Origin of the sequence: Streptomyces sp. P9-A4 (assembly GCF_036634195.1) — a bacterium.
Taxonomy (GTDB): Bacteria; Actinomycetota; Actinomycetes; order Streptomycetales; family Streptomycetaceae; genus Streptomyces.
The window spans coordinates 383,798-398,766 of record NZ_JAZIFY010000002.1; the positions used below are offsets into that span (position 1 = coordinate 383,798).

The 14,969-nt window shown below is 72.7% G+C and carries 12 protein-coding genes; 7 read left to right on the forward strand and 5 right to left on the reverse strand.

Translation table 11 applies throughout. The features are described from left to right. The first annotated feature begins 27 nt into the window (after positions 1-27). The 4 genes from V4Y03_RS32455 (at position 28) to V4Y03_RS32470 (ending at position 1,979) form a co-directional block, all read left to right on the forward strand. Entirely contained in the window at positions 28-228 is a 201-nt protein-coding gene (locus V4Y03_RS32455; RefSeq protein ID WP_332437567.1) for a hypothetical protein, read from the forward strand. A 59-nt stretch (positions 229-287) separates the two neighbouring features. After that, a complete protein-coding gene (locus V4Y03_RS32460) occupies positions 288-950 on the forward strand; it encodes an HdeD family acid-resistance protein (protein ID WP_317876420.1) in 663 nt (220 codons plus the stop codon). A gap of 114 nt (positions 951-1,064) precedes the next feature. After that, the gene (locus V4Y03_RS32465; protein WP_317876421.1) at positions 1,065-1,520 is read left to right on the forward strand and encodes an SHOCT domain-containing protein; all 456 of its coding nucleotides are present in this window, start codon (positions 1,065-1,067) and stop codon (positions 1,518-1,520) included. A gap of 33 nt (positions 1,521-1,553) precedes the next feature. Then, positions 1,554-1,979 carry a DUF7144 family membrane protein gene (locus V4Y03_RS32470; protein WP_332437568.1) on the forward strand — a complete coding sequence of 142 codons (426 nt, stop codon included), beginning with the start codon at positions 1,554-1,556 and terminating at the stop codon, positions 1,977-1,979. Between the two features lie 191 nt (positions 1,980-2,170). On the opposite strand, the gene V4Y03_RS32475 is transcribed toward V4Y03_RS32470, so the two are convergent. From V4Y03_RS32475 to V4Y03_RS32495, 5 genes are all read right to left on the reverse strand, one after another. Next, complete coding sequence (locus tag V4Y03_RS32475; protein ID WP_332437569.1) at positions 2,171-2,965, reverse strand: DUF4389 domain-containing protein; 795 nt, start codon at positions 2,963-2,965, stop codon at positions 2,171-2,173. A gap of 170 nt (positions 2,966-3,135) precedes the next feature. Beyond that, on the reverse strand, positions 3,136-4,860 hold the full coding sequence (locus V4Y03_RS32480) for an acyl-CoA dehydrogenase family protein (RefSeq protein ID WP_332437570.1): 1,725 nt from the start codon (positions 4,858-4,860) through the stop codon (positions 3,136-3,138). Positions 4,861-4,919: 59 nt separating this feature from the next. Then, the gene (locus tag V4Y03_RS32485) at positions 4,920-5,489 is read right to left on the reverse strand and encodes a PadR family transcriptional regulator (protein ID WP_317876426.1); all 570 of its coding nucleotides are present in this window, start codon (positions 5,487-5,489) and stop codon (positions 4,920-4,922) included. A gap of 85 nt (positions 5,490-5,574) precedes the next feature. After that, positions 5,575-6,711 carry a cell division protein ZapE gene (gene zapE / locus V4Y03_RS32490; protein WP_332437571.1) on the reverse strand — a complete coding sequence of 379 codons (1,137 nt, stop codon included), beginning with the start codon at positions 6,709-6,711 and terminating at the stop codon, positions 5,575-5,577. A 247-nt stretch (positions 6,712-6,958) separates the two neighbouring features. Further along, positions 6,959-8,437 (reverse strand): glutamate-cysteine ligase family protein, encoded by a 1,479-nt coding sequence (locus V4Y03_RS32495; RefSeq protein ID WP_317876428.1) that lies wholly within the window; start codon positions 8,435-8,437, stop codon positions 6,959-6,961. A 267-nt stretch (positions 8,438-8,704) separates the two neighbouring features. Here V4Y03_RS32495 and V4Y03_RS32500 point away from each other — a divergent pair, with 267 nt between their 5' ends. From V4Y03_RS32500 to katG, 3 genes are all read left to right on the forward strand, one after another. Continuing rightward, positions 8,705-10,855 carry a DUF4139 domain-containing protein gene (locus tag V4Y03_RS32500; RefSeq protein ID WP_332437572.1) on the forward strand — a complete coding sequence of 717 codons (2,151 nt, stop codon included), beginning with the start codon at positions 8,705-8,707 and terminating at the stop codon, positions 10,853-10,855. Between the two features lie 6 nt (positions 10,856-10,861). Next, positions 10,862-12,442, forward strand: coding sequence for a mucoidy inhibitor MuiA family protein (locus V4Y03_RS32505; protein WP_332437573.1), 1,581 nt, complete (start codon positions 10,862-10,864; stop codon positions 12,440-12,442). 214 nt (positions 12,443-12,656) lie between these two features. Continuing rightward, positions 12,657-14,846 carry a catalase/peroxidase HPI gene (gene katG / locus V4Y03_RS32510; protein WP_332437574.1) on the forward strand — a complete coding sequence of 730 codons (2,190 nt, stop codon included), beginning with the start codon at positions 12,657-12,659 and terminating at the stop codon, positions 14,844-14,846. Positions 14,847-14,969: the final 123 nt, after the last annotated feature.

Below are 14,969 nucleotides of genomic sequence, written 5' to 3' on the forward strand. Positions count from 1 at the left end.
CCCCAGGCCACCGCGGGAGAGCTGCTGATGCACTACGAGATCCGCGTCGAGGGTCACATGTCGGACACGCTGGCCAACGCGTTCCCGGAGTTCAGTCATGTGGTGATGGCCGGCCAGACGGTGCTGTTCGGCCCCGTCGTCGACGAGGCGCACCTGTACGGGCTGCTGGCCCGCCTCCAGTCGCTGGGCCTGCACCTCGTGGAGATGCGCCGGCTGCCGGGGCACTGATGCGCCCGACGGGACCCGGCGCGTCGAGAACCGTGATCCCGACCGAACGAGGAGGAGACATGACCACGTCGCCTGGCCCGGCGCCCAGCGCCGGACCGGAACCCATGGCCGGCGGCGCGCCTTCCGCGCCGGACCCCGCGGACCAGCTGGCGCGGCTCGGCCGCTCGTGGACCTGGATCATGGGCGCGGCCGTCGCGACCCTGGTGCCGGGCATCCTGGCACTGGTCTGGCCGGATGTGACCCTGCACGTCCTGGCCGTGCTCATCGGTCTGTATCTGCTGGTGATCGGGGTGTTCCGGTTCGTGGCCGTGTTCGCGCGCGAGGAGTCCGGCGAGCGTCTGCCGGGGCTGCTCCTGGCCGTGCTGTGCGTCCTCGGCGGGGTGCTGTGCCTGCGGAACCCGCTGCAGACGATCGCCGCGCTCTCCCTGATCGTCGGCGCCGTCTGGCTCGTCTCGGGCATCTTCAGCCTCTACACCGCCATCTCCACCAGGAACCTGCCGCACCGCGGTGTCGTCATGGCCGTCGGGATCCTCGGCATCGTCGCGGGAATCGTGGTCCTCGCGCTGCCCTCCGAGTCGGCGCAGGCCCTGACGCGGCTGCTGGGCCTGTGGCTCGTCCTGCTCGGCGCGGCCGAGGCCGCGGTCGCCCTGGCGTGGCGGTCCACGCTCCGCAGGGCGGGCGTCAAGGGCGGCCGGGACGAGACCGGGACGGCGGCCCCCTGATCACCCACCGGGGGCCCGCCCACTCACCCGTGCCGGGTGAGGCACCCACCTCCTCGCCATGGGCACGCTGAAGAGGAGAGCCGACCGGAGGTCGGCCGCCGGATCGGAGGAGACATGTACCTGGCGTACGACTTTCCGCTGCTGAGCACCTTCTGGGCGCTGCTCTGGTTCTTCCTGTGGATCCTGTGGTTCGTGCTCCTCTTCCGGATCATCGTCGACATCTTCCGCGACGACGACATGAACGGATGGGCGAAGGCGGGCTGGCTGGCCTTCGCGATCCTGCTGCCCTTCCTCGGCGTCTTCGTCTACGTGATCGCCCGCGGCAAGGGCATGGGACACCGTGAGATAGCGCAGGCCCGAGCCCAGCAGAAGGAGTTCGACTCGTACATCCGCGAGACCGCGTCCGCCCCCGCCCGGCCGAGCAGCGTCGACGAACTGGCCAGGCTGTCCGAACTCCGCTCCCGGGGAGACATCACCGACGAGGAGTTCCGCCAGGCGAAGGCGCTGGTCCTGACCGAGAACGGCCCGGCCGTGAGCTCCCCTCCCACGGAGACCGCCCCCGGGCACTGACCCCCTGTCCGGCACACGAATCGAGGCATCGAGATGGCCGCCACGCACACTCCGCACGCGGTACACACGACGAGACAGGCATGGGCCGGCGGGGTGACGATCTTCGCCGCCGTCATGCTCGGCATCACCGGTGTCGTCGGGATCTTCCGGGGCATCATGGCGATCGCCGAGGACGAGGTATTCGTCAACACGCCCAACTACGTCTTCAAGTTCGACCTGACCAGCTGGGGCTGGATCCACCTCGCCCTGGGTGTCGTCGCCGTGATCGTGAGCCTGGGACTGCTCCGGCCGACGATGTGGGCGCGGGTGGCCGGCGTGGGCATCGCCGGACTCATCATCATCGCCAACTTCATGTCCCTGCCGTACTACCCGGTCTGGTCGGTCCTCATGGTCGCCATGTCGGGGTTCGTCATCTGGGCACTGTGCGTGGGCGGAGGGGACAGGACCACGACGGAGTGAACGGGAGTGCACCGGGGGCGGCCGGGGCGGCGGCGCGGGGCGACCCTCACCGCCGCTCCTCGGCGTCCCACTGCTCGTGCGCGGAGCGGACGCGGTGCCACAGCTCCGCCCTCGCCGTGGCGTCGACGTCGGTGAGGTCCAGCCGGAACACGCCGGTCAGTACGTCGTACCAGTCGTCGGCCGCCCTGCCCTTATTCCGTCGCCGCGGCCGGGCTCGGGGAGGCCGCGTGGTAGTCGTCCGAGTCGCTCCGGACCGTGCCGGAGGTGATGTGTCCGGCGAGTCCGAGAAGCAGGAAGAGCCAGACCAGAACCTGTGCGGGCGTACCCAGGACGAGCGGCCGGGTGGCGGACGTCGGCTGCGCGGCGGCGGGCTGGGGGGTGTCGCCCAGGAGTCCCTTGGGGTACACGGGCGTCAGCATCATCGCGTAGGCGGTCAGCCGCATCCGGTACCGGACGACGGCCGCCGTGGCGCCGAAGACCGGCTCGGGCAGGCGTCCCAGGACGATGCCGATCAGCCAGAACACCCAGCCGATCGCGAACCAGCCGGTCTGCGCGAGGCTGGCGACGATCGAGGCCGGGATCATCAGGATCAGCCGGAAGAACACCGCCCAGCGGTTGAGCGGAGTGCTGCGCAGCTCGATCCGGACCGGGTGGCCGGGGGCTTCGAAGGAGAACGGCGGGTAGCTGTCGACGAGGAGGGTCGCGCTCGCCAGGACCCGTGTCTGGTAGGCGAGGACCGAGCCGAGGAAGGACGCGATCGGATCGGGGAGCCGCCCCAGGACGAGTGCGCTGAACCAGCCCGCGATCGTCACGAAGAACGCCGCGAGGGACAGTACGGCGACAACGATGAACTGCGGCACGAGCAGCAGCCAGCGCAGCAGCACCGTCCAGCGGCGCTGGCGGCCCGGTGGGGGCACGTCGAGGACCGGGCGCCATTCACCGCCGTCGAGATCGTCCGAGGTGCGGGGGTCCCAGCCTGTCGCCATGGTCGGCTCCGTCTCCTCCTGGATTCCGCGGTCACCTCGATGGTGGCGCGGCCCGCCCGGCCCCGCACCAGGACAGCGGCCACTGGGGGGGACGGCGGGGGAAGGAGTGAGGGCGGCTCCGCCCCGAACCGTGACGCGCGTCGGCGGCTCGCGGGCAGGGGCCGGGTCCGCTACTCGGCCATCTCGTACGCGCCCGAGAGCGCCTCGACGTCCTTCCAGACCCGGGCCGAGCGCGCCGCGTCGACGACCGGGCGACGGACCGCTCCGAGCGCCCAGGCCTGCTGCGCCCCGGTGGCGGAGTCCTTGCCGTGGAGTTCGACGGCGTGCGCGGAGAAGTCCCGTACGAGTACGGCGAACAGCTCGTCGAGGACGTCCTCGTCGAGTTCCGTCAGGCGGGCCTGCTCCAGGACCAGCTGCCCGTGGACGACGAGCGCGAACAGCTGGCCGACGGCGAGCAGCAGGTCCAGGTCGCGGCTCTGCTCCTCGTCGGGCGCGGCGGTGGTGACGAACGCGCAGAGGGCGTCGGCCTGCTCACGGAAGCGGCCGACGTTGGGCAGGTGGGCGTACGCCTCGTACGCGGGCCGCCAGTCGTGGAAGCGTACGGATCCCAGGCCGCGGGCCGGGCCCTGCCGGAAGAGGAAGGTGTCGTCCGCGCCGTCCAGGCGGGTCGGGACGGGCTCGTACGCGGCCGGGTCGAGCAGGTGGTTCCGCATGAACTTGAGGATCAGCGCCAGGTTGACGTGGACGGTGCCCTCCAGCTTCGGCAGGCCGCGGATCTCCACCGCCGCCTGGGCGAAGTAGTTGTCCTTCTCGAAGCCCTTGGCGGCGATGACGTCCCACATCAGGTCGATGACCTTCTCGCCCTCCGTGGTCACCTTCATCTTCGTCATCGGGTTGAAGAGGAGGTAGCGGCGGTCGTCGGGTCCTGCCGAGCGGAAGTAGTCGACGGCGCGGTCGCTGAACAGCTTCATGCCGACGAGCCGGACGTACGCGTCGGTCAGCTCGCGCCGCACGTGCGGGAAGGCGGTGACGGGACGGCCGTACAGGACGCGGTTGTGGGCGTGGGTGACCGCCTCGTACATCGCGTGCTCGCAGATGCCGATCGAGGCGGTGCACAGGTTGAACTTGCCGACGTTGACGGTGTTGAGGGCGGCGTCGAAGGCGGCACGGCCGGTGTGCAGGACGTCCTCGGCGGCCACCGGGTAGTCCTCAAGGCGGAACTCGCTCACGAACTTCGACGAGTCGACGACGTTCTTGACGAGGTGGTACGCCGGGTGGCGGCTGTCGGCGGCGAAGAAGACGTACCCCTCGGGGCCCTCGACGTCGGTGCGGCGACCGAAGACGGAGACGAGTCCGGCGGCGTTGCCGTTGCCGATGTAGTACTTCGAACCGGTGGCCCGGAACCCGCCCGTGGCGTCGGGCTCCAGGAGCATGTCGGTGGAGTAGATGTCGGCGCCGTGGGACTTCTCGGAGAGGCCGAAGGCGAACACCTCGCCCTGGGAGAGGAGTCCGGCGGCGCGGGCGCGGGCGGCCGCGTTGCCGCTCTGCCAGACCGGGCCGAGGCCGAGGACGGTGACCTGCCAGGCGTACCAGTAGTCGAGGCCGTAGAAGCCGAGGATTTCGTTGAGGGCGGCGATGCGCGCGGTGTCCCAGCGCTTGTCGGACTGCCCCACGGCGGCTTCGGCGGAGGGCGTCAGGAAGGTCTCGAACAGTCCCTCCTCGGCGGAGAAGGCGAGGAAGTCGCCCAGCCAGGCCCGGGTGCGGTAGTCCTCGATCAGCCGGCACCTGCCGCGCGCCTCGAACCAGTCGACGGTGGCGCGCAGCAGCCGCCGGGTCTCGGGGTCGAAGTGCGCGGGGTCGTAGGTGTGGGGGTTGAACAGCGGCGAGTCGGCCATGTGCTCCGCCTTTCGGGTCCGGTGGACGAGGGGGTCGGTCGGGTTCGGGAGGGCGCCTCTCAGTGCCCGGGGGCGAGCCGGTGCAGGGTGGCGAGGACGTCGTCGAGCCAGGCGAGCGTCATCCGCTCGTACGCGATGCCGCCGCGCAGCACGACGTGCTGGAGTTCCCGGCCCGCGTCGGGCGGGCCTCCGGCCGCGCCGGGCGCATCGGGTCCCGTGAAGTCGCGCTCCTCACCGGCGAGGTAGTGCGCGAGGCGTTCCGTGTGCGCCTGCCTGTGCCGTTCCACCTCGTGGATCAGAGCGGCGGGGTCGTCGAAGGCCGCGCCCCGGATCTTCACCGCGAGGTCGTGCCGGAGGCTCTCGGGTTCGACGGGCCGGTGCAGCCAGGCGGACAGGGCGCTCCGGCCGGGGTCCGCGACGGAGTACTCCTTCTTGTCCGGGCGGCCCTGCTGGGGCACGTCCCGGACGTCGATCCAGCCGTCGCCCTCCATGCGCTTGAGCACGCGGTAGATCTGCTGATGGCTGGCCGTCCAGAAGTAACCGATGGAACGCTCGAAGCGCCGGGCCAGCTCGTAGCCGGACCCGGGCTTCTCCAGCAGGGACACGAGAATCGCGTGTTCGATCGCCACACCGGAATCTTTCTGTGCAACTCGTTGCATAGACAAGTCGGCGCGGCCGGATGAGACGCGGCTCACCGCGGGAGGGGCCCGCTCGCTACGGTGCGACGTCCGCGCGCCGTCCGCGCCGGAGCATCGCCAGGCGGCTCGCCGTACGGTCCAGGTCGCGCAGGAGGCCGGAGTCCTCGGACAGTCCGGCCAGTGGGTCGGCGCCGATCAGGACCAGGCGTATGTCGCGGTCGCAGCAGACGTCCACCAGGTTGGCGAAGCGCTGGCGTCCGTCCGCCGTGCACGAGGCGAGCGGGGGTACGTCGTCCAGGACGAGGGTGCCGAATCGCTCGGCGAGGGCCAGGTAGTCGGGCACCGCGGTGGTGGCCTCGCACAGTGCGTCGAAGCCGAACCACACCAGGTCGGCGCGGGCTGCCTTGGCGGACAGCTCGCGATGGTGCGCGGCCACGAGAACGGCCTCACCGGGCCGCGGCGCGTCCGGTCCCGGCTCGCCCGGCAGGGCGTCGGCCCCCTCCGTCAGGACGCCTCCTTCCGTGAGGTGGGCCCCGTCCGTCAGGCGGGCCCCTTCGGCGAACCTCCGTGCGCCGTGGGCCGGCGCGGGGAGGCGCCGGAAGTCCGTCGGGCCGGACACGTCGAGGACGTCCATCCGCTCCTCGATCCGCTGGATCGTGGGCTCGAAGAGATGGTGGTAGAGGGGGTCGGGCATCAGGCCGGCGGGTGGGTAGTTGGAGGTGGTGACGAGGGTGATGCGCCGGTCGAGGAGTGTCCGGAAGAGCCGGGCGACGAGCATCGCGTCGCCCGCGTCGTGGGCGTGGAACTCGTCGAAGACCAGGAGCCGGCAGTCGCCGAGCAGTTCGTCCACCGCCCGGTCCACGGCGCTGTGCCCGCCGTCGCGTACCTGACCTTCACGGGCCACGCCGTCGTGCAGGGCGCGGAAGAAGTCGTGGAAGTGCAGCCGCCGCTTGCGACGGAGCGGCAGGCCGTCGAAGAAGGTGTCCACGAGCCAGCTCTTGCCGCGCCCGACCGGGCCCCACACGTAGAGGTTGCGGGGCGAGGGACGGGACCGGCGGAACAGGCCACCGGTTCCGGCCAGTTCACCGGCCAGCAGGCTGAGCCGCTCGACGGCCCGCTCCTGGGCCGCGGAGAGGGTGAAACCCCGCTGTTCCGAAGCCTGTTGAAAGTGGCGGCGCATGGCCTCGTGCTGCTCGCGTGTCTTCTGATTCACGCGCGGGGAGACTAGCACCGGGCATGAACACGCCTGTCGCCGAGGTGCGTTCGGCCACGGCTTGTCCATCGCGTAGCGGGCCTGTTCGAGCCGGCGCCTCCACGTAGAGGAAGCCGCACAGCGAGAAGGTGCCCTCGGCGCCGCGCGGGCCGTCGGGGGACGCCTCGGGGTCGTACCGGCAGACGAGGCCGTCCGTGACGAGTCCACGCCCCATGGCGTCCGCGACGCTGCGTTCGCCCGGCCCCCGTCAGTCCACCGGCCAGGTGTGGGCCGGCGCGTTCAGATGCATGTACTCGACGTACTGCTCCGTCATCCGCCGCAGGGCCTCGTGCCGGTCGGCGTGCCCGTGCTCCTGGAGGTGACGGACCGTCTCCGCCTGCCACACGGCGCCGTTGCGCCCGGTGACGCACCGCTGCTCGATGACCCCGAGGAGCGGCTCCCGCCGGGCCGCGTCCAGACCCATCCGCTCCAGGCCCCGGTCCGCCAGCGGCAGCAGGCGCCGCAGCACCAGCTCCGTCACCGGGACCTCGCCCGCCCCGGGCCAGTACAGCTGCGCGTCGATGCCGTGCCGCGCCGCGGTGTGCAGGTTCTCCTCCGCCGCCGCGAAGGACATCCGCGACCAGACCGGCCGGTCCTCGTCGACGAGGGCGCGGACCAGACCGTAGTAGAACGCGCCGTTCGACAGCACGTCGGCCACCGTGGGGCCCGCCGGCAGGACCCGGTTCTCCACCCGCAGGTGGGGGACGCCGTCGACCACGTCGTACACGGGCCGGTTCCAGCGGTAGACCGTCCCGTTGTGCAGGGTGAGCTCGGAGAGGGCGGGGGTCCCGCCGCGCGCGAGCGTCTCCTCCGGGTCCTCGTCGTCGCACAGCGGCAGCAGCGCGGGGAAGTACCGCGCGTTCTCCTCGAAGAGGTCGAAGACGGAGGTGATCCACCGCTCGCCGAACCACACCCGCGGCCGGACCCCCTGCACCTTGATCTCGTCCGGCCGGGTGTCGGTGGCCTGCTCGAACAGCGGGATGCGCGTCTCGCGCCACAGCTCCTTGCCGAACAGGAACGGCGAGTTCGCCGCCAGGGCCACCTGCACGCCCGCCACGGCCTGCGCGGCGTTCCAGCAGCCGGCGAACTCGTCCGGCGCGACCTGCAGATGGAACTGGGTGCTGGTGCACGCCGCCTCCGGCGTGATCGTCCCGGCGTAGGTCCGCAGCCGTTCCACGCCGTCGACCGAGATCAGCAGGTCTTCTCCCCGCGCGGCGAAGATCTGTTCGTTCAGCAGGTGGTAGCGCGGGTTCTCGGAGAGCGATTCGGGGCCCGTGTCCTTCAGCTCCAGCGTCGGCAGGATCCCGATCATGACCAGGTGCGCGCCGATCGCCGCCGCCTTCTCCTCGGCGTGGTTCAGCGCGCCGCGGATCTCCCGCTCCCAGGAGTCGGGGCCGCCAGCCGCCAGCCGCCGGGGCTCGATGTTGATCTCCAGGTTGAACCTGCCGAGCTCGGTCGACCAGGAGGGGTCCGCGATCGCCGCCAGCACGTCCGGGCCGCGCATCGCGGGCTCGGCGGCGCCGTCCACGAGGTTCAGTTCGATCTCGAGACCCACCTGTGGCCGTTCGAAGTCGAAGCGCGACTCGCGCAGCATCCGCGCGAACACGTCCAGGCAGGTGTGCGCCTTGTTCCGGAACCGGCGACGGTCTTCACGGGTGAAATCCAGCGCCGGGACATCACGTCCCATCGGTCTCTCCGGGTCTGGTCGGCACGGACCCCCACCCCTCAGCGTCGCACTCCGAAGGCTGCCCAACCACCGAAGCCCGGCCCGGCGCCGTCCCGTCCCGTCCCGTCACGCCAGGTCCGGGCCACGTTCGGGGCAGGTCCCCGGGTTCCGGGTCCTCCGGTCGCCGCCCGCCCACGTACCGCCCCGGCGTAGGCTTCGCCGGAAAGGACGCTGTGGGGCACGGGCCGGTCTTGACCGGGCCGGGCGGGGATGGACGGGGGCGGGGCGATGACGGCCGGTACGGAACGGACGACAGGTACGGCGGGGACGGCGACGGGCACGCCGGGGACGTGGGGTTCGGCCCTGGATTCGGTCGTGGTGTACGCCCAGGGCGCGCTGTGCCGCCGGCTGGCCCGGGGCGCCGTACCGTCCGACGGCCGGGTACGGGTGACCGGGCTCCCCCGCACCCTGGACCCCGGCTCGCTCCGGGCGCGCGTCCTCGGCGCCTCCGGCCTGCGGGTGACCGAGGCCCGGATCGAGGTCGGGGCGGAGCCGCTCGACACGGACGACGGTTCCCGGGACGCCCTGCGGCACGAGGTGGAGCGGCTGCGTGACGCGGCCTCGGCCGTGCGGGGACGCCGGGACCGGCAGCTGGGCCTGATCGCCGAGGCCGGCGGACTGCACCCGGTGGCCCCGGCCCGCAAGCGCGACGACCCGCACCGCCGTACGCCCGTCGACGCATGGCTGGAACTCGCCGATTTCGTCGACGCCCGACTGGCCGGACTGCACACCCGGCTCGACGAGCTCGAAGAGGCCCTGGAGCACGCCGACCACGCGTTCGACGTCGCCTCGGACCGGCTGGCCCGCGCCTCCGACGACGCTCCGCCGGCGCACGTGGAGACGACGGTCTCCGCGGTCCTCACCCTCGCCGGGGACGGATCCGACGCCGAGGCGGAGGATGTGGAGCTGGAGGTGGAGTACGGCGTCCCGGGCGCCGTCTGGGTCCCCGCGTACCGGCTCACCCACCGTCAGGGCGACGGCACCGGGCGGCTGGTACTGCGCGCCTCGGTCGCCCAGCGCACCGGCGAGGACTGGACCGGGGTGCGCCTCGCCCTCGCCACCGCCGACCTCCGGCGCCGCACCGACCTGCCGAAACTCCGCTCGATCAGGATCGGCCGCCGCCAGGAGGCCCCCGCTCCGTCCGGCTGGCGTGAGCCTCCGACGGGCCTCGCCGACCTCTTCACCGGGTACGAGGCCGCCGGCCCCCGGCCCCTCACGGCAGGCGGCTTCGCTGTCGGCGCTGCCGCTTCCGCACCCGCCATGGCCGGGGACACCGGCATGGCCGTCGGCGGCGCCGCGCCCGGCTCGTATCCGCCCCCGTCGACAGGGCTCCCCGTCCCCGGCGGCGCGTACGGCGCCGCCCCCGACGCCTTCGGCGGTGCGGGGTCGCCCGACTTCGCCCCCCCGCGCCCCGCTGCGCCCGGCCTGGCCCGGACCGCCCGCCCCGCCTTCGGGGGGCCGCCGCCGGCCCACGCCGCCGCTCCCGCTCCCGCTCCGCCCGGCGGCATGCCCGTGCCGCCGCCCCCGCCTCCGGTTCCCGGTCCACCGCAGCCCAGCGCGGACGACCTCGACTACGCCTCCCTCGTCCTGAGCGGCCCCGACGGTCCGGGCGAGCGCCGGGGCCGGCTGTTCCCCGGGACCGGCGTCGACGCGGTGGCCGTCGAGTACCGCCGCCGTGCCGAGGCCGTGGCCTTCCTGCCGCTGCCCGGACACGCCGTGCGCCCGCGAGAGTCGGCCGGTTCCTTCGACCACCGCTTCGACGCCGTCGCCCGTGTGGACGTCCCCTCGGACCGCACCTGGCACACCGTCACCGTCGCGGAGATCCCGGTCGGCCTGCGCACCGAGTACGTCTGCGCGCCCTCCGTGGAGCAGACCGTGTACGCGACGCTCGTGCTCTCCAACGCCACCGGTCAGGCCCTCCTCGCGGGCCCGGTCGAGGTCACCGTCGACGACGAGTTCCTGCTGACCGCCGCTCTGCCCACGCTCGCCCCCGGCGGCGTCAGCCGGGTGGGGCTCGGCCCGGCCGAGGGCATCCGGGTCACCCGCCGCGCGAACCTGCGCGAGTCCACGGCGGGCCTGCGCAACAACGTCACCGTGCTCGGCCACCACGTCCACGTGGAACTGGCCAACGGGCTCAAGGGGCCCGCCGCCGTCGAGGTCCGCGAACGGGTGCCGGTGACCTCCGATCCGGACGTCCGGATCGAGGAAGACGCCGACTGGGCCGCTCCGGACGACGGGGCCGGACCCGAACAGCACGCCCCGGGCACCCGTATCTGGCGGGTCGAGCTGCCCGCCGGCGCCACCACCGTCCTCGACGGCCGTTACGAGATCCGCATCCCGGCCGGCAAAGCCCTGGTCGGCGGCAACCGCAGGAGCTGAGACACCATGTCCACGGCCACGAAGACCATCGCCGTCACCGCCGTCCCCATCCCCGTCACCGCCGTCACCTGCCTTGAGGACCGCGCCCACATCGAGCGCACCGTCGTCCTCGACCTGGAGGCCGGGGTCCAGCGGCTGCGCCTCGGACCGATCGCCGCGACCGCCGTCGACCGTACGCTCCACGCCGAACCGGCCTCGGGCCCTGCGGCCACGGTGCTCGACGCCCGTGTCGTGCGCGCCTGGACCCCGCGCGGGCCGCGCCCTCCGGCCGACGACGACTCGGCCCTGCGCCACCGCGCCCACGCCCTTGAGGAGGAACGGCGCGGCCTGGAGCAGCGCCGCGACCGGCTCCGCACCCGGCTGGAACTGCTCGGCAGCCTCACCACCGACCTGCTCCGGGAGATCCGCGAGGGCGCGGGTCACGGCGAGACGGAGGGGACCCGCTGGGCCGCCGAGCTGGACCGGGTGGACACCGAGCGCGACACGTACGGCGAGCGGCTGCGTACCGTCGACGCCCGGCTCGCCTCGCTCGCCCGAGAACTCGCCGATGTCCAGCGGGCCATGGAGCTGGCCGAGGAGGAGCCCGCCGAGCTGGTGGCCCACGTCGAACTGACCGTGGACGTCTCCGCCGCCGGGCCGGTCGGGCTGCGCCTGAGCCATCTCACCCCGTGCGCGCTCTGGCGCCCCGCCTACCGGGCCGTGCTCGACGGCGACTCCCTGACCCTGGAGTCCGACGCGGTGGTCTGGCAGCGCACCGGCGAGGACTGGTCCGACGTACGGCTGACGCTGTCGACGGCCCGTTCGGCGCTGGCCACCGATCCCCCGCACCTCGGCGAGGACCGGCTGACGCTCAAGGACCGCACGTCGGCGGAGCGCCGTACGGTCGACGTGGAACTGCGCGAGGAGGAGATCGGCACGCTCGGCCCCGCCCCCGCCGTGCTCGGTCTCCCCGGGGTCGACGACGGCGGCGAGACCCGTGTGCTGCACTCCCCGGCGCCCGTCTCGGTGCCTTCCGACGGCCGCGCCCACCGGGTGCCGCTGTCCGCGTTCACCACGGTCACGAGCAGTGAGTACGGCTGCTCGCCCGAGGTGTCGCCGCTGGTCACCCAGGTGGTGCGGTTCGACAACCGGTCGGGGCACCCGCTGCTCGCCGGCCCCGTGGACCTGGTCAGGGGCGGGGGCTTCAGCGGTCGCGGCACGCTGGACTTCACGACACCCGGCGCCCCGGTCGAGCTGGCCTTCGGCAGCCGTGACGACCACCGGGTCGTCCGCCGCACCAAGGAGTCCCGCGACACGACCGGGCTGACCCAGCGGACCGTGGTCACGCGCACGGTCCGGCTGCACGTGTCCCGGTTCTCCGCCCCCGGGGAGCGCGAGGCCCGGACGGTCGTGCTGCGGGAGCGGATCCCGGTCTCCGAGGTGTCGGCGGTGGAGGTACGGCTGCGCGGGGAGGCCTGCTCCCCCGTGCCCGACGCGGTCGACGCCGAGGGCATCGTCCGCTGGGACGTCACCCTCCCGCCGGGCGGCCGTCGTACGGTCACGCTGGTCTACGAGCTGACGGCGAGCGCGAAGGTCGCCGGGCTCTGACGTCCGCCCCCGGCCGCTCGGGCGTCCGGGGGTGACTGACCGTCGCCTTGGGGTGCCTCCGCGTGTTCTCTCCGTCGTGCGGTCCGCCGTGAGCGACCATACGGACGCCGCGTCGCGCGCTCGACACCGAAGACGCAGCCGACACCGGTGGCGCAGCCGGTGCCGGGACGGGCGGCCGGCGGACGGAACCACCGCGACAGGAAGAAGGACGGACGTGTCCGGCAGCGAGAGCGAGAACCCGGCAATCCCCTCCCCCACCCCCACGGATACCCGGCCCAGGACGAACCGCGACTGGTGGCCGAACCAACTGGACCTCCAGGTGCTGCACCAGCAGTCGCCCCTGGCCGATCCCATGGACGGGGACTTCGACTACGCGACGGAGTTCGCGACCCTGGACGTCGAGGCCCTGAAGCGGGACGTCATCGAGATGATGACGGCTTCGCAGGACTGGTGGCCCGCCGACTACGGCCACTACGGGCCGCTGTTCATCCGGATGAGCTGGCACGCGGCGGGCACGTACCGCATCGAGGACGGGCGGGGCGGCGGCGGCTCCGGTGCGCAGCGGTTCGCGCCGCTCAACAGCTGGCCGGACAACGCGAGCCTCGACAAGGCACGCCGTCTGCTGTGGCCGGTGAAGCAGAAGTACGGCCGGAAGCTCTCCTGGGCCGACCTCCTGGTGTTCGCGGGCAACTGCGCCATGGAATCCATGGGGTTCAAGACCTTCGGCTTCGGGTTCGGCCGGGAGGACATCTGGGAGCCCGAGGAGGTCTTCTGGGGCCCCGAGGACACCTGGCTCGGGGACGAGCGCTACCGCGGCGACCGGGATCTCACCGGCCCGTTCGGCGCCGTGCAGATGGGCCTGATCTACGTCAACCCCGAGGGCCCCAACGGGAATCCGGATCCGGTAGCCGCCGCCCGGGACATCCGCGAGACCTTCCGCCGCATGGCCATGAACGACGAGGAGACGGTCGCGCTCATCATCGGCGGCCACACCTTCGGCAAGTGCCACGGCGCGGTCGACCCCTCCTGTATCGGTCCGGAGCCCGAGGCCGCCCCCATCGAGCAGCAGGCCATCGGCTGGCGGAACACCTGCGGCAGCGGCAAGGGCGCCGACGCGCTGACCAGCGGCCTGGAAGGCGCGTGGACCTCCGAACCGACGAAGTGGGACAACGGCTACCTGGACAACCTGTTCCGCTACGACTGGGAGCTGACGACGAGCCCGGCCGGCGCCCAGCAGTGGACGCCCACGGACGCCTCGGCCCAGGGCACCGTGCCCGACGCCCACGACCCGTCGAAGCGGCACGCGCCCATGATGCTGACGACGGACCTCTCGCTGAAGCTGGACCCGGTCTACGGTCCGATCGCCAAGGGCTTCCACGAGAACCCGGAGCGGCTCGCGGACGCGTTCGCCAGGGCCTGGTACAAGCTGCTGCACCGTGACATGGGGCCCGTGTCGCGCTACCTCGGCCCGTGGATCCCCGAGCCGCAGCTGTGGCAGGACCCCGTCCCCGAGGCCGGCCACCCGATGGTCGGGGACGCCGAGGTCACCGCGCTCAAGAGCGCGGTCCTGTCCTCGGGGCTCTCGCTCGCCCAGCTGGTCACCACCGCCTGGGCGGCGGCGGCGAGCTTCCGTGGCACCGACAAGCGCGGCGGAGCGAACGGGGCCCGCATCCGGCTCGCGCCGCAGAAGGACTGGGAGGTCAACGACCTGCCCGAGGTCGCCCAGACCGTGCGGACCCTGGACGGGCTCCGCCAGGAGTTCGACGACGCGCAGTCCGGCGGGATGCGGATCTCGCTCGCCGACATGATCGTCCTGGGCGGCTGCGCGGCCGTCGAGCAGGCGGCGCGGAACGCCGGCCACGACATCACCGTCCCGTTCTCCCCGGGCCGTACGGACGCCTCGCAGGAGCAGACCGACGTCGAGTCGTTCGCCGTGCTCGAACCCCGGGCCGACGGCTTCCGCAACTACCTCAGGGCGGGCGAGAAGCTCTCGCCGGAGACGCTGCTGCTGGACCGTGCGAACCTGCTGACGCTCACCGCCCCCGAGATGACGGTCCTGGTCGGCGGCATGCGGGTCCTGGACACCGGTTTCGCGCGGTCCCGGCACGGTCTGTTCACCGACCGGCCGGGGGCGCTGACGAACGACTTCTTCGTGAACCTGCTGGACATGGGCACGGAGTGGAAGCCGTCGACGGCGACCGAGAACGTGTACGAGGGCCGGAACCGCGCCACGGGCGAGGTCCGGTGGACGGCCACCGCCGCCGACCTCGTCTTCGGCTCGCACTCCCAGCTCCGGGCCCTCTCGGAGGTGTACGGGTCCCGGGACGCGGGAGGGAAGTTCGTCCGCGACTTCGTGGCGGCGTGGGACAAGGTCATGAACCTCGACCGGTTCGACCTCGCCTGAGAGCGCCGCTCGCAACGGAGACCGCTGCCCCGGTCCGAGAGCGCCGCTCTCGACCGAGGTCGCCGCTCCGGCCCGAGAGCGGCGCTCCGGCCCGAGAGCAGTGCCCCGGTCGGCCGTATGCCG